This is a genomic window from Nonomuraea sp. K271, assembly GCF_009908215.1.
Classification (GTDB): domain Bacteria; phylum Actinomycetota; class Actinomycetes; order Streptosporangiales; family Streptosporangiaceae; genus Nonomuraea; species Nonomuraea longispora.
Genome location: NZ_JAAAHR010000152.1, coordinates 1 through 24,536 on the forward strand (window position 1 = coordinate 1; position 24,536 = coordinate 24,536).

General features: G+C 70.0%; 29 protein-coding genes. 15 read left to right on the forward strand and 14 right to left on the reverse strand.

Annotated features, from left to right (window positions below; all coding sequences use genetic code 11):
- Positions 1-470 precede the first annotated feature (470 nt).
- Complete coding sequence (locus GUY59_RS36380) at positions 471-830, reverse strand: ArsR/SmtB family transcription factor (RefSeq protein ID WP_138202520.1); 360 nt, start codon at positions 828-830, stop codon at positions 471-473.
- Between the two features lie 382 nt (positions 831-1,212).
- The gene (locus GUY59_RS50250) at positions 1,213-1,341 is read right to left on the reverse strand and encodes a hypothetical protein (protein ID WP_269129000.1); all 129 of its coding nucleotides are present in this window, start codon (positions 1,339-1,341) and stop codon (positions 1,213-1,215) included.
- Between the two features lie 8 nt (positions 1,342-1,349).
- Here GUY59_RS50250 and GUY59_RS36385 point away from each other — a divergent pair, with 8 nt between their 5' ends.
- Positions 1,350-2,753 carry a phenylacetate--CoA ligase family protein gene (locus GUY59_RS36385; RefSeq protein ID WP_138202521.1) on the forward strand — a complete coding sequence of 468 codons (1,404 nt, stop codon included), beginning with the start codon at positions 1,350-1,352 and terminating at the stop codon, positions 2,751-2,753.
- A 225-nt stretch (positions 2,754-2,978) separates the two neighbouring features.
- On the forward strand, positions 2,979-3,425 hold the full coding sequence (locus GUY59_RS36390; protein ID WP_201761756.1) for a CPBP family intramembrane glutamic endopeptidase: 447 nt from the start codon (positions 2,979-2,981) through the stop codon (positions 3,423-3,425).
- Positions 3,426-3,595: 170 nt separating this feature from the next.
- On the opposite strand, the gene GUY59_RS36395 is transcribed toward GUY59_RS36390, so the two are convergent.
- Entirely contained in the window at positions 3,596-4,057 is a 462-nt protein-coding gene (locus GUY59_RS36395) for a hypothetical protein (RefSeq protein WP_138202522.1), read from the reverse strand.
- A 408-nt stretch (positions 4,058-4,465) separates the two neighbouring features.
- A complete protein-coding gene (locus tag GUY59_RS36400; RefSeq protein ID WP_201761757.1) occupies positions 4,466-4,672 on the reverse strand; it encodes a hypothetical protein in 207 nt (68 codons plus the stop codon).
- Positions 4,673-4,941: 269 nt separating this feature from the next.
- Between GUY59_RS36400 and GUY59_RS36405 the strand changes: the two genes are divergently transcribed.
- Positions 4,942-5,223 (forward strand): hypothetical protein, encoded by a 282-nt coding sequence (locus GUY59_RS36405; RefSeq protein WP_138202523.1) that lies wholly within the window; start codon positions 4,942-4,944, stop codon positions 5,221-5,223.
- Between the two features lie 344 nt (positions 5,224-5,567).
- Here the strand turns inward: GUY59_RS36405 and GUY59_RS36410 are convergent, their stop codons facing one another.
- Complete coding sequence (locus tag GUY59_RS36410) at positions 5,568-6,158, reverse strand: TetR/AcrR family transcriptional regulator (RefSeq protein WP_138202524.1); 591 nt, start codon at positions 6,156-6,158, stop codon at positions 5,568-5,570.
- Positions 6,159-6,184: 26 nt separating this feature from the next.
- Here GUY59_RS36410 and GUY59_RS36415 point away from each other — a divergent pair, with 26 nt between their 5' ends.
- Positions 6,185-7,711 carry a glycoside hydrolase family 1 protein gene (locus GUY59_RS36415; protein WP_252375037.1) on the forward strand — a complete coding sequence of 509 codons (1,527 nt, stop codon included), beginning with the start codon at positions 6,185-6,187 and terminating at the stop codon, positions 7,709-7,711.
- Between the two features lie 62 nt (positions 7,712-7,773).
- Here GUY59_RS36415 and GUY59_RS36420 read toward each other — a convergent pair whose 3' ends face one another.
- Both GUY59_RS36420 and GUY59_RS36425 read right to left on the reverse strand, forming a co-directional pair.
- A complete protein-coding gene (locus GUY59_RS36420; protein WP_161714872.1) occupies positions 7,774-7,917 on the reverse strand; it encodes a hypothetical protein in 144 nt (47 codons plus the stop codon).
- Between the two features lie 189 nt (positions 7,918-8,106).
- Complete coding sequence (locus tag GUY59_RS36425; protein WP_138202525.1) at positions 8,107-8,799, reverse strand: TetR/AcrR family transcriptional regulator; 693 nt, start codon at positions 8,797-8,799, stop codon at positions 8,107-8,109.
- Positions 8,800-8,852: 53 nt separating this feature from the next.
- Between GUY59_RS36425 and GUY59_RS36430 the strand changes: the two genes are divergently transcribed.
- Positions 8,853-9,995 carry an FAD-dependent oxidoreductase gene (locus GUY59_RS36430; protein ID WP_138202526.1) on the forward strand — a complete coding sequence of 381 codons (1,143 nt, stop codon included), beginning with the start codon at positions 8,853-8,855 and terminating at the stop codon, positions 9,993-9,995.
- 412 nt (positions 9,996-10,407) lie between these two features.
- Positions 10,408-10,962, forward strand: a complete 555-nt coding sequence (locus GUY59_RS51530) for a DoxX family protein (RefSeq protein ID WP_161714873.1) — start codon at positions 10,408-10,410, stop codon at positions 10,960-10,962.
- On the opposite strand, the gene sigJ is transcribed toward GUY59_RS51530, so the two are convergent.
- The 3 genes from sigJ to GUY59_RS36450 form a co-directional block, all read right to left on the reverse strand.
- Positions 10,848-11,699, reverse strand: coding sequence for an RNA polymerase sigma factor SigJ (gene sigJ, locus GUY59_RS36440; RefSeq protein WP_138202528.1), 852 nt, complete (start codon positions 11,697-11,699; stop codon positions 10,848-10,850). The two genes, GUY59_RS51530 and sigJ, sit on opposite strands and share 115 nt — an antisense overlap.
- An 11-nt stretch (positions 11,700-11,710) precedes the next feature.
- On the reverse strand, positions 11,711-12,289 hold the full coding sequence (locus GUY59_RS36445; protein WP_138202529.1) for a carboxymuconolactone decarboxylase family protein: 579 nt from the start codon (positions 12,287-12,289) through the stop codon (positions 11,711-11,713).
- A gap of 91 nt (positions 12,290-12,380) precedes the next feature.
- On the reverse strand, positions 12,381-12,884 hold the full coding sequence (locus GUY59_RS36450; protein ID WP_138202530.1) for a MarR family winged helix-turn-helix transcriptional regulator: 504 nt from the start codon (positions 12,882-12,884) through the stop codon (positions 12,381-12,383).
- A 74-nt stretch (positions 12,885-12,958) separates the two neighbouring features.
- On the opposite strand from GUY59_RS36450, the gene GUY59_RS36455 reads away from it, so the two are divergent.
- The 4 genes from GUY59_RS36455 to GUY59_RS36470 all read left to right on the forward strand — a co-directional run bounded on the left by GUY59_RS36455 (position 12,959) and on the right by GUY59_RS36470 (position 15,871).
- Positions 12,959-13,840 (forward strand): haloalkane dehalogenase, encoded by an 882-nt coding sequence (locus tag GUY59_RS36455; protein WP_138202531.1) that lies wholly within the window; start codon positions 12,959-12,961, stop codon positions 13,838-13,840.
- The gene (locus tag GUY59_RS36460; RefSeq protein ID WP_138202545.1) at positions 13,840-14,820 is read left to right on the forward strand and encodes a zinc-binding dehydrogenase; all 981 of its coding nucleotides are present in this window, start codon (positions 13,840-13,842) and stop codon (positions 14,818-14,820) included. The genes GUY59_RS36455 and GUY59_RS36460 overlap by 1 nt, the downstream gene beginning before the upstream one ends.
- Before the next feature lie 50 nt (positions 14,821-14,870).
- On the forward strand, positions 14,871-15,326 hold the full coding sequence (locus GUY59_RS36465; protein ID WP_138202532.1) for a MarR family transcriptional regulator: 456 nt from the start codon (positions 14,871-14,873) through the stop codon (positions 15,324-15,326).
- Between the two features lie 260 nt (positions 15,327-15,586).
- Entirely contained in the window at positions 15,587-15,871 is a 285-nt protein-coding gene (locus GUY59_RS36470) for a hypothetical protein (RefSeq protein WP_171055456.1), read from the forward strand.
- A gap of 73 nt (positions 15,872-15,944) precedes the next feature.
- On the opposite strand, the gene GUY59_RS36475 is transcribed toward GUY59_RS36470, so the two are convergent.
- Positions 15,945-16,307, reverse strand: a complete 363-nt coding sequence (locus GUY59_RS36475; protein WP_138202534.1) for a cupin domain-containing protein — start codon at positions 16,305-16,307, stop codon at positions 15,945-15,947.
- 88 nt (positions 16,308-16,395) lie between these two features.
- Positions 16,396-16,941, reverse strand: coding sequence for a dihydrofolate reductase family protein (locus GUY59_RS36480; protein ID WP_138202535.1), 546 nt, complete (start codon positions 16,939-16,941; stop codon positions 16,396-16,398).
- A gap of 234 nt (positions 16,942-17,175) precedes the next feature.
- Between GUY59_RS36480 and GUY59_RS36485 the strand changes: the two genes are divergently transcribed.
- Positions 17,176-17,643, forward strand: a complete 468-nt coding sequence (locus tag GUY59_RS36485) for a pyridoxamine 5'-phosphate oxidase family protein (protein ID WP_138202536.1) — start codon at positions 17,176-17,178, stop codon at positions 17,641-17,643.
- Positions 17,644-17,683: 40 nt separating this feature from the next.
- Here GUY59_RS36485 and GUY59_RS36490 read toward each other — a convergent pair whose 3' ends face one another.
- Complete coding sequence (locus GUY59_RS36490) at positions 17,684-18,445, reverse strand: SDR family NAD(P)-dependent oxidoreductase (protein WP_138202537.1); 762 nt, start codon at positions 18,443-18,445, stop codon at positions 17,684-17,686.
- A gap of 328 nt (positions 18,446-18,773) precedes the next feature.
- Here GUY59_RS36490 and GUY59_RS36495 point away from each other — a divergent pair, with 328 nt between their 5' ends.
- From GUY59_RS36495 to GUY59_RS36505, 3 genes are read left to right on the forward strand one after another with little or no spacing between them, the layout of a single operon-like run.
- A complete protein-coding gene (locus GUY59_RS36495; protein ID WP_138202538.1) occupies positions 18,774-19,307 on the forward strand; it encodes a PadR family transcriptional regulator in 534 nt (177 codons plus the stop codon).
- Positions 19,304-20,044: an ABC transporter ATP-binding protein gene (locus GUY59_RS36500; RefSeq protein WP_138202539.1), complete on the forward strand. Its 741-nt coding sequence runs from the start codon at positions 19,304-19,306 to the stop codon at positions 20,042-20,044. The genes GUY59_RS36495 and GUY59_RS36500 overlap by 4 nt, the downstream gene beginning before the upstream one ends.
- Positions 20,044-21,831: an ABC transporter permease gene (locus tag GUY59_RS36505; RefSeq protein WP_138202540.1), complete on the forward strand. Its 1,788-nt coding sequence runs from the start codon at positions 20,044-20,046 to the stop codon at positions 21,829-21,831. Before GUY59_RS36500 ends, GUY59_RS36505 begins: the two co-directional genes overlap by 1 nt.
- A gap of 432 nt (positions 21,832-22,263) precedes the next feature.
- On the opposite strand, the gene GUY59_RS36510 is transcribed toward GUY59_RS36505, so the two are convergent.
- Positions 22,264-22,626 (reverse strand): DUF488 domain-containing protein, encoded by a 363-nt coding sequence (locus tag GUY59_RS36510; RefSeq protein WP_138202541.1) that lies wholly within the window; start codon positions 22,624-22,626, stop codon positions 22,264-22,266.
- Positions 22,627-22,773: 147 nt separating this feature from the next.
- Between GUY59_RS36510 and GUY59_RS36515 the strand changes: the two genes are divergently transcribed.
- A partial coding sequence (locus GUY59_RS36515) for a HelD family protein (protein WP_201761758.1) occupies positions 22,774-24,536 on the forward strand: 1,763 nt, incomplete at its 3' end.

Consider the following 24,536-nt stretch of genomic DNA (forward strand, 5'->3'; position numbering starts at 1 on the left):
GGGCGTGGAGAGCGCGGCGGGGTGGGGAAGCTGGGCGGTGCTGCGGCGCCGAGCTGACTGAGCCGGGCTGACTGAGCCGGGCTGGACTGAGCCGGCAGCATCAGGAATTGACGAGCAGGTGAACGAAAGGGCGCGTTGGCGTTCCGATCGGAGACGGCTTTGCGTGCCCTTGCGCCCGGAGCAGCTCCAGTCGGGCACGTACTCCCACGATGCTCACCGACGCCGGCGAGGTTGGCCGGCCTGCTCGACGCCCAGTCCCCGGCTTGACCGCAAGATCGGGATGCTGGGTTCGCACGACGCACGGCACACCCCCAGCTGCATCGAGGGTCTGCGGCCCGGCGCTGATTGCTGGTGCGTCACGGCCCAGGGGCGGGCCATCCGTGGTCGATGCAGGCGCGTTGCTGTCGATCGCTGCTGCTGCGGGCTGGCTTCCCTGGTACGGCTGTTTTCGCAGAGTTGAGGGAGCGCGACTACCGAGGCGGATCGGGTGCCAGGCTTCCGTCGGGGGCGATGTGGTCGAAGATCTGGCCGATCAGCGTGATCACATGGGGATCCTCCACCGCGTACAGCGTGCGGCGGCCGTGCCGGTGTGCGGTGATCAGGCCGGCCAGGCGGAGTTTGGCCAGGTGCTGGGACACCGTGGCGATGCTGATGCCCACGTGCGTGGCCAGCGTGCTGACGTCATAGGAACCGTGAGTGATCAGCCACATCAGGTGCAGCCGAACCGGGCTGGCCAGCAGGGCGAAAGTCTCGGCTGCCGCCCTCAGCTGTGCTGTGGTCGGCAGTGGGTGCTCGGCGCCGGGTGAATTCGGGGCGGGGGAGGTCGACATCGTCTGTCCATTGTCTCGCTCCGGTGACCTGCCACTCACTCCTAGCTTCGATACTTGCGCGATTTCCGAACTGTGTGGGAGATTGGGGCTTCTCCGAAGGGGAGTAGCCCGTAACGCCCGCACGTCGACACGCTGAGAACCTCGCGTTCTCCGGCGGCGGGGACCGGTCACCGACCGGTGGGCGAGACCTTCGGCCACGCAGTCATGCCTGGCCGAGTCTCCCTCGCGGATGCCCGGCCGGGTTCCACCGTCCGGGAAGGACTCCTCCACTTGGCTCCCACCACGCTGCCGCGCCCACGGCTGAGCCGCCTGCCGCTCACCCTGCGTGCCGCTGCCCCTGCGCGCGTTCATCGCCCGCCTCGGGCCATCGAGCGCAGCGCCGCTAGGCCCGCCCCCGGTAGTCGCCGGCCGCCGACGCCGTGACTCCTGCCGGGCCGTGCCTGTCGCGCCGTGCCCAGCCCTCCATCACTACCAGTGGCGGCGCCGCGGCGCCGCCGGCCAGAAGGGACACCAAGCACCATGAACACCTCGACGTTGCGGCTGCTGGCCGACGTCCGCTCGGCCAAGGCGGGCGGTGAGCAGGTGATGGCCGCCCGGCAGCGGGCCCGCCTGAGCGAGCTCGTGGCCTGGGCGCGTACCCGCTCCCCCTACCACCAGCACCTGTACCGGAAGCTGCCGGCCACAGTGGCCGACCTGGACCTGCTGCCGCCCACCAGCAAGCGCGAGCTGATGGCCGCCTTCGACGACTGGGTCACCGACCGTGCCGTCACCCTGGCGCAGGCGCGGGCCTTCGCCGACGACCCGGCGCGCATCGGCCAGCCGTTCGCCGGCCGCTACACGCTGTCCACCACCTCCGGCACCACCGGCACGCACGGCATCTTCCTGCAAGACGCCCGCGCGACGGCGGTGACCTCCGCGATGCTGGCGCGGATGCTGGTCGGCTGGCTGAGCGTGCGGGACGTGGCGCGCATCGCGCGCGGCGGCGCCCGGATGGCGCTGGTGATACCCGAGGGCGGGCATTTCGCCTCCACCGTGGCCGCCGCCCGGCTGCGCGGCCGCTCCCGCGTCGCCGCCTTCAGCGTGCACCAGCCGCTGGCCGACCTGGTGGCCGCACTCAACGCCTTCCGCCCGGCGGTGCTGGCCCCCTACGCCAGCATCGGCGCGCTGCTGGCCGGCGAGGCAGAAGCCGGACGGCTGCACATCAACCCCGCCCTGGTGATGCTCACCGCCGAAGGCCTGCCCGTCGGCGAGTACGCACGCATCACGGCCGCCCTGGGGGCAAAGGTGCGCACCAGCTACGCCTGCAACGAATGCCCGTTCCTGTCCTACGGCTGCTCGCAGAGCTGGATGCACCTCAACGCCGACTGGGCCATCCTCGAACCCGTCGACGAGCAGTACCGGCCGGTGGCGCCGGGCGAGCCCTCCCACACCGTGCTGCTGACCAACCTGGCCAACCACGTGCAGCCGATCCTGCGCTACGACCTCGGCGACAGCGTCCTGCTCCGGCCCGATCCGTGCCCGTGCGGCAACCCCGGCCCGGCCGTCCGCGTCCAGGGCCGCGCCGCCGACCTGCTCACCTTCCCCGGCCCCGGCCCGGCGGGGGAACAGGCGCCGGTCACCCTCGCCCCGCTGCCGCTGGCCACCCTGCTGGAAGCGGTGCCCGACCTGGAGCTCTTCCAGATCGTCCACACCGCGCCCACCGTGCTGCGCATCCGGCTGCACCCCGCCCCCGGCAGTGACCACGAAACCCTCTGGCGCCAGGTCGAGGCCCGCATGCGCGACCTGCTGTTCCGCCACGGCCTCGGCCATGTGCGCGTCGAACGGGGCAGCGAACCGATTCAGCACAGCGCGGGCGGCAAGGTACGCGCCGTCATCCCGCTGCCCGCCACCGGCATGGGCCCGGCCGGCTCCGGACGTCCCTAACCGTGGCCCCACCATCGCCGCGGTGGTCGCCCACCACTGTCATCCCCACGGCTGGTAGGGGAGGGCGAGGCGATGGCCCGTCCTTGCCTGCCTCCCTCTTCTTCGAAGAACCGGAGACGTCTTCGTGCTGCCCGACCTCCTGGCCTACGGCGCCCGGATCCTGCACGACCCGCTGCTGCGCATCCTGACCCTCATCTTCGACCATCTTCGGCCATCTTCGGCTTCGTGCTGATCAGGGACGCGATGACACCGCTCGGGTTCTGGCGGCTGGGCGCCGCAGGAGGAGTGCCCTGGCTGCGCTTCACCGACCAGGCGGGCATCCTGCCGCTGTTCGCCTTCGGCACGGTGGCGCTGACCGCCGCCGTGCTGAAGCCGGACAGCGGGCTTCGCTCGCCGGTGCGCTGTGGCCGACTCACCCCGCTCACCCTCGCCTGGGACATCGGTGGCGGCATGCTGGCAGCGGCGCCGGTGCTGCTGCTCAGCCTGGCAGGCAACATCGCCGAGGAGGTGCTGTTCCGCGGGTTCCTGGAAGGACGGCTGGAGCGGCAGGCCTGCGCCGTTCGCGCGGCGTTGCTGTCGACCCTGCTTTTGCCGCCTGCCACGCCTTCCAGGCCTCGACGGTCACCGATGTCGGCTGGCCACTGCTGGCCTTCACCCGGTATGAAGGGCTGATCTGCGCCTTTCTGCGGCTCCAATCCGGTGTCATCGCCGCCGCCCTCGCGCACGGACTCGCGATCTTCCTGCTCGCCGCACTGCCCTGAGCCACTGACGACCCTGGCCGGGCCAGACCACCGCCTCGAAGCTGTCTTGTCCGGGCGTAGGTGGCACGGGCAGGTGCGCCTTCACATCGGCACCATCGACTGCATGACAGCGCGGATGGAGACGTCTTCGAATCCACATCTCTGTAGTGCGCAGACGTAGCGCACCTTGAGCAGTTCACCACGTCCCGTCACGGCGAGCAGCACGATTTCACCGGTGGGGAAGCTTTCCATGTCGGGGGCGTATTCAACAAAGGAACTACGCAGCATGTAGCCCGGCGCACCGGCCCCCACCACCACTCTCTCGCGTTCTTCCAGGACGACATCGTGGTAAACGTCGCGGACGTCCTTGAGATGCTCCTCCACCGCCTCTTCCAACGAGGCTCCATGCGGGATCAGGGACACCTGATATTCAGCAAACCAACCGAACGGCCACCACGGCGGCTCGGCAGTCATGACCATCGGCGGGCGTAAGTCAGCATCGACGTCGACTTGCCAGCCTGCCGGGTAGCCGACTCGAAGGCCCTGCGCGACGTAGTACCGCACCTGCGGCCCCACCCTGTCAGCACCTGCCAGCAGACATACCATGACGACCGCCAAGATGATCCGCCGGAGCCGTCTCGTTCCTACCGCCACCTCGGTCTCAGAAGACGAGCCGGGAGATCGCACACCCATCGGGCTCCCCCCTCTCACCTGATCATCCTCGCCACATCAGATGAGAACTCGCCACCTGCTTCGCCAGAGCGCCTGAGAACTCGCCACTTCGGATGAGTACCCACAGCTCCATCCACGGCACATCGTCCTGGTACCCGTGCACGAACCCCATGAGGTGTCAATAAGCACCACCCCGGCTCAACGCCACCACCACTGCTCCGCGGCCCGGCCCCGGCGAGGCCTGTACGCCGGGCCGCGGAGCAGTGGTCAATTCCTGGGGATCGGTTTGGGTGTTCTGGGTCAGTGAAGTTGCCCGGTCTGGTGCAGGTGATCGATAATGATCTGGTCGACTGGGGACACGAGGTCGCGGTCGGCGTAGCTCAGCCAGGTGATTTCTTCGGTCTCGCTGCTGGGCGTCGGTACTCCGTGATGGTCGGCGGTGTAGCAGGTCATCTGCACGGTGGTGCCCTCGGCGTGGCCGTGTGCTTGGGCCTGGTAGGTGCCCACGTGGGCGACGGTGGCGGAAATGATCTTGATGGGTTCTGCAAGGCCGCGGCGAGCATCTTTCGGGCGCCCTCACGGTCGATCTGGTCGATCAACGAGGGCGAGGCAGGGGCGGCCAGCTGTCGTGGTCGTCAGCGGGCGACTCGGGCACTACGGTAAGCGGCACGGGTGTGCCTTCCCGGCCGACGCGCCAACGTCGGCCTTGTCTCGAAACCATCATCGGATGATTTGGGAAGGTACACTCTTCCCGGCAAATCCACAGGTTTCGATCATTGCTCCGCCGCGGTGTCGTACGTCACTCCTGGTCAGGGCTGAGCGGGCAGCGACACCTCGCACTGGCGCGCGCCGTCACCTACCAGGCGCTGGGGGACGCAGCAACGGGCGCGTCCAGCGCGCGCAGGAAGGCGCTGGCCGTGGCCGAGGAGATGATCGCGCTGGCGCGTCAGTGCCACGACGACGCTCTGGCCGACTACCGTGACACCGTGACGCTGGCGGCTCGCCAGGCCGCCGGTCTGCCCGCCCACCTGGCCATCCCGGCCACCAGGGTGGGGTGAACGAGGCCATCGCCGAACCGGCTAGGACCTTCCCCGTACCCGAGGACAACGCGAGCTGCAGACGCTGGAGCCGCCGATGATCCCGCACAGCACCGACCCGGTCGAGAGATCGCGACCTGCACCTTGCGTTCGCGGGCGTGCTCAGCCAGCTCCAGCAGGATGACGTCCTAGCCGCATGCTCCCTGAGCTCGAGCTGCACACCCTTCGGGGAAAGGAAAGCACGGCCAGTTCGCCTGTTCTCTCCGCGTGGGGAGTTCCGCGTTGGTCGTCTTCGCCGGGCAGGCCGTGGAGCTTCGGCGGGCTGCCCATGGCGCCGGCGGCTTCTGGCCATGGCGGAGCGGAGATCAATCTTCCTGCGCCGACTGCAGGACGGCCCTGACCGCGCGGCCGATTCTGGTGGCGGCTCTGGCGGGCTGAGGCCGGCCGATGTCCAGCCAGGTCATAATGGCTTCGACGGTGACCGTCAGGGAGAGTTGCGCGGCCCACTTCGCCCAGACCCGGTCGTCTATCGTCTCGGCGAGGCTGCGGTAGACCGCCTGCGCCATGTCTTCGCGCAGCTTGTCGATGTCGGATCGGAACCGCGGCTCCCTCGCGGCCTGGTGGAAGAGCAGCCTAAACGCGTCGGGATCGGTGGATGCCCAGCCCACCAGCTCCTGCACGGTGTCTTCGGTGACCTCGTCGCCGACGGCTTGGGCCAGGTGACCGGCGGCGCGTTTCAGCGCCGCCTGGTACAGATCGTCCTTCGACGCGAAATGCCGATAAAGGATCATGCGGCTGACGCCAGCCGCGGTGGCGATGTCGTCCAGGCTCGTCCCGGCCAGGCCAGCTTGGGCGAAGATCGGGGTGGCGGTGGCGAGTATCTGCTCGCGGCGATGAACGCGCGCCAGTCTCGGCGTCGGCGCGGCGGAAGTCTCCTCGCCCTTGGTGCCTTTCATGAGGTACGACCCCTTGTTACATATGTGTGTATATTCCATGTGTATACATTAGTGTAACAAGGGAGGGAACAATGTCCTCAGGCGCCCCCAAGCCCGGCGTTGCCGGCCCTGGCGAGTCCGGCTCCATCCGGTTCCCAGAGGGCTTCCTCTGGAGCGCGTCCACCGCCGGGTTCCTCATGGACGGCGCGCCTCTCGCCGACGGCGCCGGGCCGTCGATTCAGCACACCTTCGCCAGAACCCCCGGTAACAGAGCTTCAGGCCTGTCGCTGGAGCACGGCGTCGACCACTATCGGCGCTTCCAGGAGGACGTAGCTCTGGCACGGGAGATCGGACTGCAGGCGTTCCGCTTCTCGATCTCCTGGTCACGCGTCTTTCCCGAGGGAGTCGGCACGGTGAACCGGGCGGCCCTCGATCACTACGACGCACTCGTCGACGCGCTGCTGGAAGCCGGGATCACGCCCTTCCCCTACCTGTACTACTGGGACCTGCCGGCGGCGCTGCAAGATCGTGGAGGATGGGCGAACCGCGACTGCGCGCGTTGGTTCGCTGATTACGCCGCCGTCATGTACGACCGGCTGAGCGACCGTGTCGCCCGCTGGCTCACCATCTGCGAACCCTGGTCGATCGTCCACCTCGGGCATGTGGTCGGCGAAGACTCGCCGGGCATCCGGGACCTGCGGACCGCACTGCGCGTCGGCCACCACCTGCTGCTCGGGCACGGCCTCACGGTCCAGGCGTTCCGGGCCGGCCGCGCCCACGGCGAGATCGGCCTCAGCACCGTGATGACCGACATCCGGCCGGCGTCCGATCGCCGATCCGATCGTGACGCGGCCCGGCGCGCCGACTGCTACTTCAACCGGCTCTTCCTCGACCCGATCCTCCTCGGCGCCTACCCCGACGACCTGCCTGATCGACTGCAGCGTGAGTGGCCATCGGTCGCCGAGGGCGATTTGACCGTCATCTCCACTCCGATCGACTTCCTCGGCGTCGTCTACTATCTCCGGCTGTCCGTCACTGGGTCGACGCCCGGACATACACCTGCAGATGCGCTTCCCGACGGCTTCGAACAGCTCGGCATCGCCGAGCTGGCGGCGATCGAACGCCAGGAAACCGTTCTGGCGGAGCTGCTGGACGTGCATGTGACGGATCCCACGGGGCCGGTCACCGAGCTGGGCTGGGAGATCGCTCCCGACGGACTGAGCAGTGTCCTGTGCGCCATCCGCGACCGGTATGGCGATTTGCCGCTCTACGTGGCCGAGAATGGTGCCGCCTTCCCCGACACCGTCACCGCCGACGGCACCGTCGAGGACACGGCCCGCCGCATGTACATCCGCGACCACCTGCGGTCTGCGCATCACGCCATCTGCGACGGCGTCGACCTGCGCGGTTGGAGCGTGTGGTCCCTGCTGGACGATCCCGACAACCGCTTCGGACTGATCCACGTCGACCGCGAAACCGGCCGGCGGACCATCAAGTCCTCGGGATATTGGTATCGCGACGTGATCGCCGCTAACGGGCTTGCCCCCGAAGACGGCAAAAGAGCGGACGTCTAGTGTCCATCACCTTTGATCCGCATCATAAGTCGAGACGGTGTTCTGATGGTGCGTTCCGGTCCTCAGGCGTTCAGATCATCCTGTCCGACGGCGGGCGTGATCAGCTCACGCAGTAGTGAATCGGCGGTGTCGTTGTCGGGGTTCTCGGCGGCGGCGGACTGGATCCGGGCGGCAGCGTCTATGTCCATCGGTGTGTGCTTGCGCATGGCTGGTGCGTACCCGGACCCGGGCAGGCGGTGGGGAGGGCGGGCCAGTTCTTCGGCAGGCTCAGGCGCCGTGCACCAGCCCGAGGCACCCCCTACCTCAGGATTCTGTCGTCGGCCAGGTCGAGCAGGTAGGTGCGCAGTCTGGCGGCGTCATGCGGTGCCACGGATGTCACCTGGAAATCCTGGGCGTCACGTCAGCGGCCGGGCGAGTTTGGCGGCCACGGCGTCGAGGACCCAGTCCAGGCCGGTCGCGAAGGACACCTCGGCGTCCACCTCCGTGCCGTCGTGCACGGCCTTGGCGAGCGCCGGGAAGCGGCCCGTGGCCAGCATCCTCGTCACATGCGGGCCGGAGGCGCGCTGCCAGTCGCGCTTGGACAGGCCCGTGGCGCGCTCCGCCCGCAGGTTCGCGATCTCGTGCCTGATCGCGCCAGTGAAGTAGGCGCTGACGGTCTCCACGGCGCGCATGACGGTGTCGAGGTCAGCGAGGCCGTCGAGGGCGGCCAGCGTGGCCTCGGTCACGGCGAGGGCGTTCGGGCCCAGGGTCGGGCGGCCGCCGAGCAGGTCGGCCAGCCATTCGTGACGGAGGGTGGCCTGCCTGGTGCGGTGGGCGAGGATGCGCAGCACCTCGCGCCAGTCGCCGGGCTGCTCCTCGGGGAGGATCTCGGCGTAGACCTCGTCCACCATGAGGTCGAACAACTCCTCCTTGGTGGAGATGTACCCGTACAGCCGCATCGGGCCGGCGTCCAGCCGGGCGGCGACCTTGCGCAACGACACCGCCTCCAGTCCGCCCTGGTCGGCCAGCGCGATGGCGGCGGCAACGATGCGTTCCCGGTCGAGCGGCGCGGGGCGAGTCGGCGGCTCGGGCCGGTCCCACACAGTCATGCGTTACATCGTACTGTTGCGATACACCGTTCATCAAAATACAGTGTATCTATATGAGACATCGTATCGCCGTGATTGGGGGCGGCCCCGCCGGTCTTACCTTCGCCCGCGTCCTGCACCGCCTCGATCACCCCGTCACCGTCCTCGAACGCGATCCCGCTCCCGACGCCCGTCCCCCAGGCGGCACGCTGGACCTGCACGAAAGGATGGGCCAGCTCGCGCTGAGCATGGCGGGGCTGCTGGCGGAGTTCCAGGCGCTGTCCCGTCCCGAGGGGCAGGCCATGCGCATCCTGGACACGGACGGGACCGTGCTTCGCGACTGGCAACCCCGTCCCGATGACCGGGCCAATCCCGAGATCGACCGCGGGCAACTCCGTGACCTGCTACTCGGCTCCCTCGACGTCCAGTGGGGGCGGGGCGTGACGGAGGTGGTGCCGGAGACCCGGGATGGCGTGCTGGTCCACTTCGCGGACGGGCGGCAGGAGACGTTCGATCTCGTGGTCGGCGCGGACGGCGCCTGGTCCCGGGTCCGCCCGGCGGTCTCGTCCGCGACGCCGCACTACACCGGCGTCACCTTGGTCGAGACCTCGCTGGACGACGTCGACACCCGCCACCCCGACCTCGCCCGGCTGATCGGCGACGGTTCCATGGCTGTGTACGGCGTGAACCGCGCCCTCGTCGCCCAGCGCAACAGCGGCGGCCACGTCAAGGTGTACGCCCAGTTCCGCGCGCCGCTGGACTGGCACACGAACCTGGACCGGCATATGGGCCTGGACTCGGTCGACGTCGAGGCCGTGCGTTCAGGTCTGCTGGCTCTGTTCGACGGCTGGGCCGCTCCCGTCCTCGATCTCCTCCGCCACGGCACCGCTTTCGTCCACCGCCCCCTCTACGTCCTGCCCGTGTCCCACACCTGGGTCCACGTCCCCGGAGTGACGCTCCTGGGCGACGCCGCCCATCTGATGCCCCCATTGGGGGTGGGCGCGAACCTCGCGATGCTGGAAGGCGCCGAACTCGCCGAGTCCGTCGCCGCCGCCCCCGGGCCTGGCGATCTGGACGAGGCCGTCCGCGCCTTCGAGGAACAGATGTGGGCACGGGCCGGCAGGTGGGCGAAGATCACGACGGCCGGTCTGGAACGCCTCGTGAGCCCGGACCCCACCGAAGCCCTCGCCCTCTTCGACGAAGTCCAGCCATCCTGACTGCCAAAGGCGAGAGCACCAGCAACTCGCCACGGCGTATCGTCCGCCATACGAACTCCGCCACGGGGCGGTGAGACTGGCAACCGAACAGCGAGCGGCGTTGGGTTAGCGTCCACGGAAGTGGTGTACGGGTTTGAACCTGTACATCGCCTTGATGCCCGTGAGGGGAGATCGATGTGACATGAGGGCGGCCACTTCGCGATCTTTCACAGCTGTCGAAGGCAAAGAAGGAGAGCGATAAGTGGCCGCTAAAGAATTTCTGCCTGCCGAGAGCGAGTGGTTCGACCCTGCTCATCGCGGCCGAGTCGTTCGTGGGCGGCCTCTGGGACCTGCTGCGGATCGACTACGTCCGCGACGTCCTGGAACTGCACCTCAGCCAGCACAGAACACGTTCACCAGGATCATTTCCTGGGTGACCACCCTGAGTTTCACCGGGGCGCCGCTGAGCGGCGGTGTGGCCGACTTGACGCAACGTCCGGAAACCCTGGCCGGCATGCGGGCCCTCGGCTACGGCGCATACTTCCTGCTCATCGGATTGTGGAGAGTATTGTCCGCTCCGGCCATACTCCCGCCGAGATCGACCCGGTTGATGGAATGGGCCTACGCCGGTGCATTCTTCAATTTCTCCGGCGCGGTCATCTCCCACCTGGCGTCGGTTCGGAGTGGTACCACGTCGGCTACACCTTCCTGTTCACCCTCTGCAGGCTCGTCTCCTGGGGGCTGCGTCCCGGCAACCGGGTCCTGGGCAACCTGTATCCGCACCTGGAAAAGCGATCAACGAGTGGCGCCGATCGGGCGTCGAGCCCGCGGCCGGTCGATCCGGTCGCGGGCCTGCGATGACGCGATCGCGAACTATCGGGTGAGGCTGGTCGGCTCCCTGAGCCGCGTCAGCTTGTGCGGGTTCGCCACCGCGTGGATCCGGCTCACCCGCCCGTTCTCGACCACCAGACTCACCGCGGCCACCTGACCGTCGGTCTCGACCCGGCCGGCGGGCGCGCCGTTGAGCCAGACGGCCGACACCGTCCGGTTGGGGAGCGCGAGCGACTCCGCCACGAGTGCGGCCCCATGGATCGGAGCCCGGGCGGCTGACGGGAGCCCGCCGCCGTCGACGATCAGGACCACGTCCGGCGCCAGGACCTCCATCAGCTCCTTGACCTGCCCGGTGCGCACCGCGGCCAGGAACCGTTCCACCACGATCTGCTGCTCCGATCGGCTCACCCGTACCCGGGGCTGCCGGGCCGCGACACGGTCGCGGGCCCGCCGGGCGATCTGCCGTACCGTGGCCGGGGACTTCTCGACGGCCTCGGCGATCTGCCCATAGGGCATATCGAAGACCTCGCGGAGTACGAACACCGCACGTTCCGTCGGCGCGAGCGTTTCCAGCACGGTCAGCATCGCGATCGAGACGTTCTCCACGAGGTCGAGGTCGTCGGCGACGTCGGGGCTGGTCAGCAGCGGTTCAGGCAGCCATTCGCCGACGTAGTCCTCGCGGATGCGCGACAGCGTGCGCAGGCGGTTGAGCGCCTGCCGGGTGACGAGCCGGACGAGGTAGGCCCGCGGGGCGCTCACCTGCGCGCGATCGACACCGGCCCACCGCAGCCAGGACTCCTGCAGGACGTCCTCCGCGTCGGCCGCCGACCCGAGCAGCTCGTAGGCGACGGTGAACAGCAGGCTGCGGTGGGTGAGAAACGGGTCCTCGGTCATCGTGTCCCTGGTCACGCCGCCGGCGCCGCGCCGGACTTCCCCGGGGCCTCGGCCAGCGGAATCTCACAGGCTTCGGAGAAGCCCTGCGAGGTGACCCCGTTCGCCACGTTGGCCCTGGTGGCGAGGTTGACGTAGGCGATGTACGTGGTGAGCTCGACCATCGCCGCAGGGCCGAGCCGCTCCAGCAGACTCGCGTACTGCTCGTCGGTGACGGTCAGCGGTGTGTTCGACATGGCCTCGGCGTACGCCATCACGTCCCGCTCCAGCGGGGTGAACACGTCCGAGGCCCGCCAGCGCGGCACCTGGCTGGCCTTGGCCAGGTCCAGATCGTCGTTCCGGGCCTGGAAGTAGCCGACGTCGAGGCACCAGCTGCAACCGATCTGTGCCGCGACGGCCATGTGCGCGAACGACTTGAGGCTCGGCTCGGCGGCCTTCCACGCGCCTGCCTTGGCGCCGAACTCCAGGTTGTCACGGGCCAGTGCGGGGTTGTTCCACAGCACCTCGACGTTCTCGGGCACGCTGCCGAACTGCCTGATCATGTTGTCCCTGAGGTCGGCGGGAAGCTCGGCCTTGGGCACGCGAAGCGCCATGACGTTCTCCTGTAGGTGTGCGTTCTGGGTGTTCGACATGAAGACACCGCCGGGCCTCCGAATGTGACAGCTGAGCCGAGGTGACACTCTCTCACTGCTGGTCGAGTCGGCTCCTGTCGATCGAGGTCAGGCGTGCGGCGGCATCGGGGTCCGCTTCCCCGATGCGGTCCAGCAGGCGGTGCAGCTGGGCGCGGAGAGCCTCGACGTCCTCGGGGCTTGTCAGTTCGGCCCACCGTTCCTCGATCCGGTCTCCCGCGCCGGCCGCCAGCGGCTGGACCGCTTTTCCCCGTTCGGTGAGCACAACCAGTCGCGACCTGGCGTCGTGGGGATTCGGGTGGCGTTCCAGGTAGCCCGCCCGTTCCAGCTGGTCGACCGATTGCGCCATGGTCTGTTTACGCACACCGGCGCGGAGGGCCAGGTCACGGACCTGGATGCCCTCTGGCGGGACGAACGGGAGCGCCTTGACGTCCCCGGAGCGGATGTCGCCGAAGCCCGCCTCGGCAAGGGCCGCGTCGATGCCGGCGGTGTACTCGCGGTGGAGCAGGCGCAGCAGCAGCGAAATTCGCAGCCGCTTCGCGGAGGGGTCTCCGTTCATATTGACAGGCACCTGTCTAGATCTCATAGTGGTCAGATACCTGTCTAGTATCCTGTCCTTCAGGGGAGCCTGTCATGCCCACCGCACATGTCCTGGATTCGACGATCTTCTACCGGGAGGTCGGCACCGGGCCGGCCACGACGGTCTTCCTGCACGGAAACCCCACCTCGTCGTATCTGTGGCGGCACATTTTGCCCGTCGCCGGAGCGTTCACCCGATGCCTCGCACCCGATCTGATCGGCATGGGGGAGTCCGGCAAACCCGACATCGCCTACAGCTTCGCCGACCACGCCGAATATCTCGACGCCTGGTTCGACGCGCTCAACCTTGACCGGGTCGTGCTGGTCGGCCATGACTGGGGCGGCGCGCTCGCCTTCGACTGGGCCGCCCGCCACCTCGGCCGCGTGCTCGGCATCGCGTTCACCGAGACGATCGTGAAACCGATGTCGTGGGAGGAGTTCCCCGCCGACGCCCGGCCGCTGTTCGCATCGATGCGCACACCCGGGGTCGGCGAGCAACTGGTGCTGGACCACAACGCCTTCATCGAGCAGGCGTTGCCGCGTACCGTCCCCGGGCTGAGCGAGGAGGACCTGGCGGTCTACGGCCGGCCGTACCCGACCCGGCAGTCCCGGGTCCCGTTACTGCAATGGCCGCGGGCGATGCCGCTGGACGGGGAGCCCGCCGAGGTCGTCGCCAGAGTCGACGCCTACGGCCAGTGGCTGGCGGCCAGCGCGGACGTACCCAAACTCCTGCTCGCCTTCGAGCCCGGCCCGGGCCAGATGATGAGCGCGCAGATCATCGACTGGTGCGCCGCCCACATGTCCGCTCTGCAGATCGAGACGCACGGAACGGCCGGCCACCACACCCCCGAGGACCAGCCCGAGGCCATCGCCGCCTCGCTCGTCGCATGGATGGACAAGCACGCCCTGCTGGCCGGCGGAGAGGGCCGAGGGTGATGCGAGCGATCCGGCAACATGCGTTCGGCGGCCCCGAGGAACTGCGGATGGAGGAGGTGCCCGACCCCCACCCGGCCGGTGACCAGGTGCGGATCCGGGTCGAGTCGGCAGGTGTCCACGTGCTGGACACCGTCATCCGCCAAGGTGGAGGCGGGCCGCGGGTCGCGCCCCGCCTGCCCATGACACCGGGCCGGGAGGTCGCCGGAACGATCGACGAGGTCGCCGCCGACGCCGACGCCGCTCTCCTCGGTCGACGCGTCGTGGCCGATCTCGGTCTGGCCAGCGGCGGATACGCCGAACTGGCGCTGGCTCCCGCGGCGGCCGTCCACGTCCTGCCGGACGACGTCGACGCCGACTGTGCCGTGGCCATGGTCGGCACCGGCCGGACGACCATGGCGATCCTCGAACTCGCGGCGCCGACCGCCGCCGACGTCGTCCTGGTCACCGCGGCCGCCGGCGGAATCGGGACCCTGCTGGTCCAGGCATGCCGTTCGGCGGGCGCGACGGTCGTCGGTGTCGCGGGCGGTCCCGGCAAGGTCGCGCTCGCCCGCCGGACCGGCGCGGACCACGCCATCGACTACACCCGGCCCGGCTGGCCCGACGAGGTACGCCACGCGGTGGCGGGCCGCCCGGTGACGCTCGCCCTCGACGGGGTAGGCGGCCAGATCGGCCGAAGCGCCCTGGAACTGCTCGGCGTCACCGGACGCCTGGTGATGTTCGGCTCGTCCTCGGGATCCCTGACAGAACTGTCGACCGGCGACCTGTTCAGCCGCGGCATCAGCGCCGCCTCCGCCATCGGCGCCCGCATCCTCCAGCGCCCGGGCGGCACCCGGACACTCGAGCGCGATGCCCTTGAAGCGCTCACCCATGGACGACTCGTCCCGGTGATCGGTCAGCGGTTCGCCCTCACCGACGCGCCCGCCGCCCACACCGCCCTGCAATCCCGCGCCACCACCGGAAAAACGGTCCTGCGCCCATGACACCCGACGGCCGGGACCGGACGTGCCGGGTCGTCGCAGAAGGGATCAGCATGGAACAACGTCGCCCTCTGGGCTATTGGCTGAAGCTCCTCGACCAGCTCATCGAGGACAACCTCAACCGAGTACTCGCGGCGAAGGGGCTGCACCGGCGCCACTGGCAGACGATGAACCTGCTCGCCCCAGGGCCCGACTTCGACCGAGCGGGCCGGCGCGGGCCGGCTACGAGGGAGGCGATCGCACAGGGGCTCCGGCCGTTCTGGTCCGGGAGTTCGGTCGACCTGGACCAGGCGATCGACGATCTGCAGCAGCGCGGCTGGATCACCGGGCGTGAGCCCTACAGCCTCACCCCCGAGGGCGAGACCGCGCACACCGCCCTGGCGCGCGAGGTCGAGCGAGCAGGCCGTCAGATCAGGGACGGAGTGACGGCGGAAAGGTACGCCGACACCATCGAGGTTCTCCGTCACCTGGTGGTGAATGCCGAGCAGATGCGGCGGACCATGGCCTGAACACCCCACCGCTAAGGCTCGGCCGTTGACGGGAGGGCCGTGGCGATGCAGTCGAGGACGCGCTGGAGCCCGTACCGGAACTGGTCGGCGCGGCTCAGGTGCGGCTGGCCCCTCCGTCACGATCTTCGTCAGGATCGGGTACTCCCGCTCATGACCAGCCGGTCGATGTACGGGTGGCTGCGCGCCGTCCACTGCGACTCGCTGAGCCCGCTGCGGCGGAGGCGCACAACCTGCGGTGGCAGGGTCGGCAGGTGCGGGCGGTGCACGACTGGGACAGCCTGGCGTGGCAGCCGGAGGTGGCGCTGGTGGGAGCGGCGAGAGGGTCGTTCGCCAGCACCGGGCCGCCGACGCTGGCGCCGGTCGCAGGCCACCTGACCGGAGCGGACCCGAGCACCGGCGGCAGCCAGTCTCGCGACGACAACCGGAGAACGTGGTGGACCCGCTGCGCGTTGCCGCCGCGAACGGCTACGCGGGCAGGCGCGGGCCGTATGCGACGCTGGAGCTTGCCGAGCCGGCTGCCGTGGGTCATCGTGCCCGCCTCGTAATCCGGTACTCTGTGTCCGGCCCGTCCCCCGCCCGATGGAGGGCCGGGCCGGAATGTGGCGGTGAGCGGTGCGATCAGCCGCCCTTGGCCTTGGCGTAGTCGGCGGCGCCGCCCGCGAAGTCGTAGACGACGGCCGGTCGGTCGCCGACGACCCAGGCGTCGTGTCCCGGCGGGCAGACGAAGACCTCGCCAGGCCCCACCTCGGCCTCGGTGCCGTCGTTCATGCGGATGCGCAGGCGTCCCTCGGCGACGAACCCGTTGTGGTGGACCTCGCACAGGTCCGTGCCCGCGATCGGCTTGACCGAGGCCGACCAGCGCCAGCCCGGCTCGAACGTGGCGACGCCGAAGGTGAGCCCGCTGAGGTGGCACACCTCCAGGTGGCCCATCGGGAAGTCGCGGCGTTCGTCCGGCTTGTCGATGCTCTTCACTTCGATCATGACGTTCCCCCTCCGTCAGGTCCAGTCTTACACCGCGGCCATGCCGTCACAAGCCGCGTGAGCTGGGCGAACGTTATAATGTGCGGCTTCAGGAGGGGCGGTGGACCCGGTAGGTGGACTGGACGACTCCCGCGCCGAACACCTGGGTCGACACGTGGGTGAGCGGGATGTCGCCGCCGACCGGGCCGAACAGGGGCAGCCCGGTGCCCAGCAGCACCGGGACCGTCGTGAGGGTCATCTCGTCGATCAGCCCGGCGCGCAGGAAGGCGCGGATCACCTGACCGCCGTCGACGTAGACGCCCTTGGCGCCGCGCTCGGTCAGGTGCCGCAGGAGCGCGCCGAGGTCGCGGTGGACGGTGACGCGGGGGTCGGCGTCCTCGGGCAGGGTGCTGCTGAGCACGGCTACGTGCTTGTCCGCGTGCGGCCACGGGTCGTAGGTCAGGCCGGGTTCGTACGTGCCGCGTCCCATGACGACGGTGTCGATGTCCTTGATGAACGCGTTGTAGCCGAGGTCGTCGCCGGCGGCCTCGCCCCGGCTGGTGAGCCAGTGCAGGTCGCCGTCCTCGCGGGCGATGAACCCGTCGAGGCTGATGCCGATGAAGACCTTGCAGGTGAAGGGATGACGGGCGGTCAAGGGGATCTCCTTAATAGTAAATGTCTGTTCGTTTACTAATGTACGGGGAGCAGGCCGGTTCGCCAAACGAGCTCGGCGACCGTGGTGCCGGTGTCCCCGCCGGTTTCGTGTACGCGGGTGGCGAGCCCCGGAGGGCTAGGCCGGGACCTAGCAGGGTGGGGTGAGCGTCTGAGGCCACGGGTTCGGAGCTCGCCCTGTGGTGAACTATCGGTGATGTCGTTCATGATGGCGTCCATGGCTTCATGGCAGGAGTTCGAGCGGCAGGCTCCCGAGCTGGCGGGAGTGGCGCGGCGGCTGATGGAGAGCTGTAAACACCGGGTCATGGCGACGCTGCGCAAGGACGGCTCGCCGCGGGTCAGCGGCATCGAGACGAGCTGGCGCGACGGCCAGTTGTGGACGGGGTCGATGCCGCGGGCCGTCAAGGCTTTGGACCTGCGGCGTGACCCGCGCATGGCTATCCACGTCGCCTCGGCGGAGCCCGGCGGGGAGGACCCGTCGGGGTGGAAGGGCGACGTGAAGCTCGCCGGGCGCGCGGTGGAGGTCACCGACCCGGCGGTGCTGGAGGCGTTCGAGTCGGATTCCGGCTCTCACCTGTTCCGGATCGAGCTGACGGAGGTGGTGTGGACGAGGGTCGAGGGCGACGAGCTGGTCATGGACGCCTGGCACGACGGGGCAGGGGTGCGCCAGATCCGACGTAAATGATCTACAAAGTAAAGGCGCCGGGTCTAAGCATAATCCCGTTTCAGTGCACCGAGAACCCTCCATCGACGAAGAGCATCTGGCCGGTGACAAACGCGGAGGCGTCACCGGCCAGGAACACCGCGGCGCCGGCGAAGTCCTCGGGCAGGCCGTTGCGGCCCGTCATGTGGCGGGCGGCGAGCGCCTCGACGCGGCCGGGCACGGCCTGGACGGGTTCGGTCAGCGGGGTCAGCACGAATCCGGGGATGATCGTGTTGATGCACACGCCGCGGGCCGACCACGCCTCGGCCTGGGAGCGGGTCAGCCCGGCGAGGGCGGCCTTGGCCGCGCCGTAGGCCCCGCTGTCGCCGAAGGCGCTGATCGACTGCTGGGAGCCGATGTTGATGATCCGTCCCCAGCCGCGTTCGGCCATCTGGGGGCCGAAGTGCTGGCCGAGCAGGTACGGCGCGGTGAGGTGCACGGCCACGGTGCGTTCGTAGTCGTCGACGGTGAGCTCGGCCATGGGTTTGCGGATGTTGTTGCCGGCGTCGTTGACCAGGATGTCGATGGTGCCCGCCGTGGCGCAGACCCGCTCGACGTCGCCGCGCTCGCCGAGGTCGGCGCTGATGGGGGAGGCGGTGACGCCGTGCTCGCGCAGCCGGGTGACGGCCTTGTCCAACGGGCCCTGCCTGCGGGCGGCCACCACGACTTCGGCTCCGGCGCGGCCGATGGCTTCGGCGATGGCGTACCCGATTCCGGAGCTGCCGCCGGTGACCAGGGCGCGCCGGCCGTGCAGGGAGAACAGCTCACGCAGATAGTCCGACATGGACCGTCAAGTTAGCACCCTGTCTCAGAGGGTCTGAGGGGTGGCCGATCGTCGGGTGCCACATGGGCGGGCTTCAGTGATCCATCGATCTGCAGTGTGGCTCGTGACTCTGCCTTCGATCTCGGGTCCGACGTGCTCGGATACCCGCCCGCAACGGTTTGGAGCCCTTGGTGCGTCTTCTGCTCCAACCGGCGGCCCGGTCCGAAGGTCGCGACCGACCCGGGGCCGCCTAGCTGACCGCTCGGCGGCCCCGGGAACTCCCGAGGCGTACCGTTTGACACCTCTGATGGCTAACCGCTATCTATTAGCCAACCGTTAGGGGGTTGGCATGCAGGACGCGGTGCTGGCGATGCTGGCCAAGGAGCCGTCGCACGGGTACGGCCTCCGTGCCCGGCTGCGGCGCAGCCTCGGCCCGCTGGGTGAGTCGATGAACCCCGGCCAGATCTATGTGACGCTGGCGCGGCTGGAGAAGGCGGGACTCGTGGTCGGTGAGCGCGCGGACGGTCTGCCCGAGCGGCCGGAGCGCAAGGTTTACGCGCTGACGGCGGCCGGGCAGCAGCGGGTGAGCGCCTGGTTGTCCGAAGTGAGCTGGCCGAAACCGGATCTTGCGGAGTTTCATCTCAAGCTCGCCGCGGCGGCCGCGGCCCGGCTGGCCGATCCGGTGGAGCTGGTGGGGGCGCAGCGCCGTGAGTTGCTGCGCCGGCTGCGTGAGGCGCAGCGGGCGGCGCTGGCCGAGCCGGTGGGGTCGCCCGCCGGTCTGCTGCTGGAGGGGGTCGTGTTGCGCTTGCAGGCGGACCTGCGCTGGCTGGAGGCCTGCGAGCGGGCCTGGTCGAGCACCGATGACGAAGGCGAGGGTGCGTGAACGGGCCGGCTGCCGTGGTCGGGGTGCGTGGCCTGGTCAAGCATCACGGTCAGGGGCAGAGCCTGGTGCGCGCGGTCGACGCCGTGGATCTGGAGGTGCCGCGGGGGCAGATGCTGGCGGTGATGGGGCCCAGTGGGTGCGGGAAGTCGACGTTGCTGCATCTGCTGGGCGGTCTGGAACGGCCGAGCGGCGGGGAGGTGTGGCTGGGCGGGCGGCGTGTGGACACGCTGAGTGAGCGGGCTCTGGCGCGGTTGCGGCGCCGTTCGGTGGGGTTCGTTTTTCAGGCCTTCCATCTGGTGGAGGAGTTGTCGGCGGCGGAGAACGTGGAGCTGCCGGTCCTGCTGGCCGGGGGCTCGCGGCGTGAGGCCAGGCGGCGGGCGGGCCGTTTGCTGGAACGTGTCGGGCTGACCGGCCGCGCGGGGCATCTGCCGTCGCAGTTGTCCGGCGGGCAGCGCCAGCGGGTGGCCGTCGCCCGGGCGCTGGTCAACGATCCGCTGATCGTTCTGGCCGACGAGCCGACCGGCAACCTCGACACCGCGGCGACCTTGGAGGTGTTACGGATTTTCGAAGAGCTGCGTACGGCGGGGCAGACGCTGGTGATGGTCACGCACGATGAGAGGGTCGCGGCCACCGCGGACCGGCTGCTCTCGATGCGTGACGGGATGTTCGCCGACGACACCTACCTGGCCGGTTCTCACGGGCGGGGGCTTGGCGGGCTGATCGGGCTGGACGGCTGATGGGCGCTGTCGTGCTGGTCGCGCGCCTGGTGCTGGCCGGTGTGCGCCGGCGTAGGGCTCAGGCCGTGATGCTCGTGCTCGCGGTGGCCGTGGCCACTGCCACCATGGCGTCGGGGCTGTCCTTGCGGGGCGTGAGCGATGCGCTGTATGAGCAGACCCGGGCGGCCACCGCGGGGCCGGACGTGGTGGTGCTGTCGGGAGAGTCGGGTCCCGCCGTCACCAGGGCGCTGTCCTCGCTGGCCGATGATCCGGACGTGGTGGCCCACCACGGGCCCTATCGCGTCGTCCACGCCGGCCTCACCGCGCGCGGCCGCACCTCCAACGTGGTGGTGCACGGTTTCGGTGAGAAGCCCGGCGCGGTCAACCGGCCGCTGGTGACCTCGGGGCGCTGGGTGCGTCCCGGCGGCGCGGTGCTCGAACGAGGCTTCGCCGCGGCGCTGGGCGCCGGCGTGGGTGACCGCGTCGCCATCGCTGGCCGCTCCTACCCCGTTGTCGGGATCGCGGTGGCCGCGGCCACCTCCGTCTATCCCTGGGGGGCGCAGATCGGCCCGGGCGGCGGTCCCGTCGACTACAGCGGCCTGGCGTGGATGACCCGGTCCGACGCCCGGGACCTGGCCTCGTCCCGCGATCTGCCGGTGACCACGGCCGTGGATCTCAAGCTGCGTGATCCCGCGGCCACCGGGGCCTTCCGCGAGGCCCACCGCGAGCTGCCCCTCGTGGCCCACTTCCACTCCTGGCAGTTCACGGCCGAGCAGGACATGGCCATCCTGAGGAACAGCCTGCCGATCCTGGTCGTCGGCAGCTGGCTGCTGAGCTTCCTGGCCGTCACGGGAGTGGCGGCGCTGGCGGCGGGACGCGCCGTTGAGCAGACGCGCCGGGCCGGGCTGCTCAAGGCCGTGGGCGCCGGGCCGGGTCTGATCGCCGTCGTTCTGTTCACCGAGTATCTGGCACTCGCGCTGGCCGGCGACGTGCTGGGGCTGGTGGTCGCCCACCTGGCCGCGCCGGTCATCGCCAGTCCCACCGCCAGCCGGATCGGCGAGGCCGCCGGGCCGGGCGGCGGCACCGTGGCCGCGGCGACCGCTCTCGCCGCGGCGGTGGCGGTGCTGTCGGCCCTGCGTCCCACGCTGCGCGCCCTGCGTACGGCGACCGTCACGGCGCTGGGCGCCACCGCCCACCAGCCTCGTCACCGGCCCTGGCTCACCGCGTTGTCGGCGCTGCTGCCCACGCCGCTGCTGCTCGGCCTGCGGCTGACTGCCCGCCGACCGGGCCGCGCCGTGCTGCAGGCGTGCGCCACCGCCACCACAGTGATGGGGATCGTCGCGCTGCTGACCCTGTACGCCCAGCCGGAGCGGGGCTACGGCCTGGACGGCTCCTCCGTGCTGCCCAATCTGCGGGGCGAGCACGACCGCCGGCTGATGCTCGCCGTGACCGTCCTGCTGATCGTCCTGGCCGTGGTGAACACCATCACGTTCACCTGGACCACCGCCATGGAGGCCCGGTCGAACCTGGCGATCGCCCGCACGTTGGGCGCCACCCCGGGGCAGGTCTCCGCTGGGCTGTCGGCCGCCCAGCTCCTGCCCAGCGTGCCCGGCGCCGTCATCGGGGTGCCGCTGGGCACCGGCCTGCTCTCGCTCTTCGCCGCCAGGAACGCGGCAGACCCTCCGTCGTCCTGGCTGCTCGGCGCCGTGGTCGCGACTCTTGTGGCGACGGCGGCGCTCACCGCCCTGCCCACGCGCCTGGCGGCCCGCAGGCCCGTGGCGCAGACCCTCAGCGCCGAATCAGCGTGATCGGTCCCGCTGGGCCGGCGGGAAGCGGCGCGTACACCGGGCCGAGGCCCGCAAATGGTTGTGTCACAGCATGCCGGAGAGCCCGAAGGCGGCGAAACGCGGGAACCCGCCACCAGTTCGGCGAGGTACCCGGTGGGGACGGTCGCGAACCCCTGGCGGGCCGGCGTGCACGTTGGGCCACACCTGCCAGATGACTATCGGGCTGGAAATCCGTTCGGTCGAGGACGGCCGTACGGTGACCGGCACCGGCCCGGCCGCTTCGTCGGGGTGGGCGAGCTGTTCTTGTCAGCGGCGTGTGGGAACTGTCGATCCGGCTCGACGGCCCCGCGGGCGAGGAGGGGCTGGCCGCCAGAACACTGATCACCGTAGTAGGCGGCGCGCCTGGTCCGCCTGTGCCGGCGATGACGCGTGCGAGGGCCGTCTTTCCCTGCTTTACGCGCTGAGCACGTCGGCGAGGACGGCGGCCTGGCTGATCTCGGGCCGCCTGGTCGCGGTGAGCAGGGTGAGAGGCCGGTCCTTGGCGAGTTCGCGCAGGTGGGTGAGGGCCTCGGCACGTTCCGGGTCTCGCAGCTCGTCGCGGTAGCGGCGGGCGAACTCCTCGAAGCGGTCGGGGTCGTGGGCGTACCAGGTGCGCAGTTCCGTGGAGGGTGCGACCTGCTTGCACCATTCGTCGAGGTGGGCCCGGTCCTTGGCCATTCCGCGCGGCCAGACCCGGTCGACCAGGACCCGGGTGCCGTCGTCGCCTGCGGGCTCGTCGTGGACGCGTCGCACGTGGATCGTGGTCGTCTTCGCCATCGTCGCCTCCTCTGACACGACGATACGCGCACGCGGACGAGGAGACGTCTGGTGGGGTTGCCGCGCGCGGACGCGGGGGTTAAGCTCGAATGCTGACTTTACCTAGCATGAGCATTCACAACCCTCCCGATAGGAGTATACCAGCGAATGGCTAATCGTCAAGATGGTCTCGCGCAAGCCCTTGACAGCGAGCAGCGTGCCGTGTCGTGGCTGTACGGCCGGCTCGACGTCGCCCGGCAGCGGGCGGAGGAGGCGCTGCGCGCGGCGTACAGCAGGGCGACGGGCACCCGCCAGGCGATGGTCGAGCGCGAGACGATGGCCTCCGAGCAGGCGCGGCGCCTGGCCCAGCTCAACGCGGTCGAGCGCGGACTGTGTTTCGGCCGGCTCGACGACGGCTCCGGGCACAGCACGTACATCGGCAGGATCGGTCTGCGCGACGAGGGGCACGAGTCGGTGCTGATCGACTGGCGGGCGCCGGCGGCGCGGCCGTTCTACGTGGCCACGGCCACCGATCCCGGTGGCCTGGTGCGCCGCAGGCACCTGCATCTGAAGGACCGCACGGTGGTCGGCATCGACGACGAGGTGTTCGACCTGGACGGCATGAGCGACGGTGACCGGCGCGCGCTGGTGGGGGAGGCTGCGCTGCTGGCGGCGTTGCGCCGGGGCAGGACGGGCCGGATGAGCGATGTGGTGGCCACCATCCAGAGCGAGCAGGACCGGGTGATCCGTTCCTCGCTGCAGGGGGCGCTGGTCGTGCAGGGCGGTCCCGGCACCGGCAAGACGGTGGCGGCGCTGCACCGGGCGGCGTACCTGCTCTACACCCACCGCGACACGCTGGAGCGGCGCGGGGTGCTCGTGGTGGGCCCCAACCCGATGTTCCTGCGCTACATCAGCCAGGTGCTGCCGGCGCTGGGGGAGACGCAGGTGGTGATGGTCACGGTCGGGGAGATGTTCCCGGGGGTGCGGGCGAGCGCGGCCGACGCGCCGGGCGCGGCGGTGGCCAAGGGGGATCCGCGCATGGCCGGGGTGGTGGCCAGGGCGCTGGAGCTGCGCCAGGCGGTGCCGGACGGTGACCTGGTCGTGGAGCTGGACGGGCTGCGGCTGCGGGTGCCGTACGAGGTGTGCGCGCGGCTGCGCGAGCGGGCGCGGGCGGTGCGGCTGCCGCACAACATGGCGCGCAAGCTGTACGTGAGCGAGCTGCTGAAGGAGCTGGCCAGGGCAGAGGCGCGGGCGCTGGAGGAGTCGCTGCACATCGAGGAGCTGGAGGTGGACGAGCCTGAGCTGAACGAGCCGCTCGACCTGGAGGCCGACCTGGACGAGATCGACCTGGAGCTCGCGTCGCGGCGGTTGTGGGGTGAGCCGGAGGTCCGGCGCGCGGTGGACGCGTTGTGGCCGGAGCTGACGCCGCAGCGGCTGATCGACGACCTGCTGTCGTCGGAGGAGACGCTGCGGTCGGTGGCGCCGCCGGACCTGGACTGGCGGAAGCTCGTACGCCCGCCCGGCTCAGCCTGGACGCCGGGTGACGTGCCGCTGCTGGACGAGGCGGCCGAGCTGCTCGGCGAGGACGACTCGGCGCGGCGCTCGGCGGCCAGGGAATCCGCGCGGGCGTGGGCCGAGCAGGAGCTCTACGCCCATGAGGTGCTGCAGTCGACCGGGGTGGCCGAGCAGGGCATCTTCGACCGGGCCGACGTGCTGGCCGAGCGGCACACCGACGACGCCTCGGGCCTGACCACAGCCGACCGGGCGGCGGCCGACCGCTCGTGGGCCTACGGGCACGTGATCGTGGACGAGGCGCAGGAGCTGTCGCCGATGGCCTGGCGGATGGTGATGCGGCGGGTGCCGGCCAAGTCGCTGACCGTGGTGGGCGATCTGGCGCAGACGGGGTCGGCGGCGGGGGCGCGGTCGTGGGG

What these genes read in the sequence shown, in the direction of transcription:
- GUY59_RS36380 (WP_138202520.1), bottom strand. Translation starts at nt 830, where the DNA reads ATGTCGACCTCCCCCGCCCCGAATTCACCCGGCGCCGAGCACCCACTG.
- GUY59_RS36385 (WP_138202521.1), top strand. Translation starts at nt 1,350, where the DNA reads ATGAACACCTCGACGTTGCGGCTGCTGGCCGACGTCCGCTCGGCCAAG.
- GUY59_RS36410 (WP_138202524.1), bottom strand. Translation starts at nt 6,158, where the DNA reads ATGAAAGGCACCAAGGGCGAGGAGACTTCCGCCGCGCCGACGCCGAGA.
- GUY59_RS36420 (WP_161714872.1), bottom strand. Translation starts at nt 7,917, where the DNA reads ATGCGCAAGCACACACCGATGGACATAGACGCTGCCGCCCGGATCCAG.
- GUY59_RS36425 (WP_138202525.1), bottom strand. Translation starts at nt 8,799, where the DNA reads ATGACTGTGTGGGACCGGCCCGAGCCGCCGACTCGCCCCGCGCCGCTC.
- GUY59_RS36430 (WP_138202526.1), top strand. Translation starts at nt 8,853, where the DNA reads ATGAGACATCGTATCGCCGTGATTGGGGGCGGCCCCGCCGGTCTTACC.
- sigJ (WP_138202528.1), bottom strand. Translation starts at nt 11,699, where the DNA reads ATGACCGAGGACCCGTTTCTCACCCACCGCAGCCTGCTGTTCACCGTC.
- GUY59_RS36445 (WP_138202529.1), bottom strand. Translation starts at nt 12,289, where the DNA reads ATGGCGCTTCGCGTGCCCAAGGCCGAGCTTCCCGCCGACCTCAGGGAC.
- GUY59_RS36450 (WP_138202530.1), bottom strand. Translation starts at nt 12,884, where the DNA reads ATGAACGGAGACCCCTCCGCGAAGCGGCTGCGAATTTCGCTGCTGCTG.
- GUY59_RS36455 (WP_138202531.1), top strand. Translation starts at nt 12,959, where the DNA reads ATGCCCACCGCACATGTCCTGGATTCGACGATCTTCTACCGGGAGGTC.
- GUY59_RS36460 (WP_138202545.1), top strand. Translation starts at nt 13,840, where the DNA reads ATGCGAGCGATCCGGCAACATGCGTTCGGCGGCCCCGAGGAACTGCGG.
- GUY59_RS36465 (WP_138202532.1), top strand. Translation starts at nt 14,871, where the DNA reads ATGGAACAACGTCGCCCTCTGGGCTATTGGCTGAAGCTCCTCGACCAG.
- GUY59_RS36475 (WP_138202534.1), bottom strand. Translation starts at nt 16,307, where the DNA reads ATGATCGAAGTGAAGAGCATCGACAAGCCGGACGAACGCCGCGACTTC.
- GUY59_RS36485 (WP_138202536.1), top strand. Translation starts at nt 17,176, where the DNA reads ATGGCTTCATGGCAGGAGTTCGAGCGGCAGGCTCCCGAGCTGGCGGGA.
- GUY59_RS36490 (WP_138202537.1), bottom strand. Translation starts at nt 18,445, where the DNA reads ATGTCGGACTATCTGCGTGAGCTGTTCTCCCTGCACGGCCGGCGCGCC.
- GUY59_RS36495 (WP_138202538.1), top strand. Translation starts at nt 18,774, where the DNA reads ATGCAGGACGCGGTGCTGGCGATGCTGGCCAAGGAGCCGTCGCACGGG.
- GUY59_RS36505 (WP_138202540.1), top strand. Translation starts at nt 20,044, where the DNA reads ATGGGCGCTGTCGTGCTGGTCGCGCGCCTGGTGCTGGCCGGTGTGCGC.
- GUY59_RS36510 (WP_138202541.1), bottom strand. Translation starts at nt 22,626, where the DNA reads ATGGCGAAGACGACCACGATCCACGTGCGACGCGTCCACGACGAGCCC.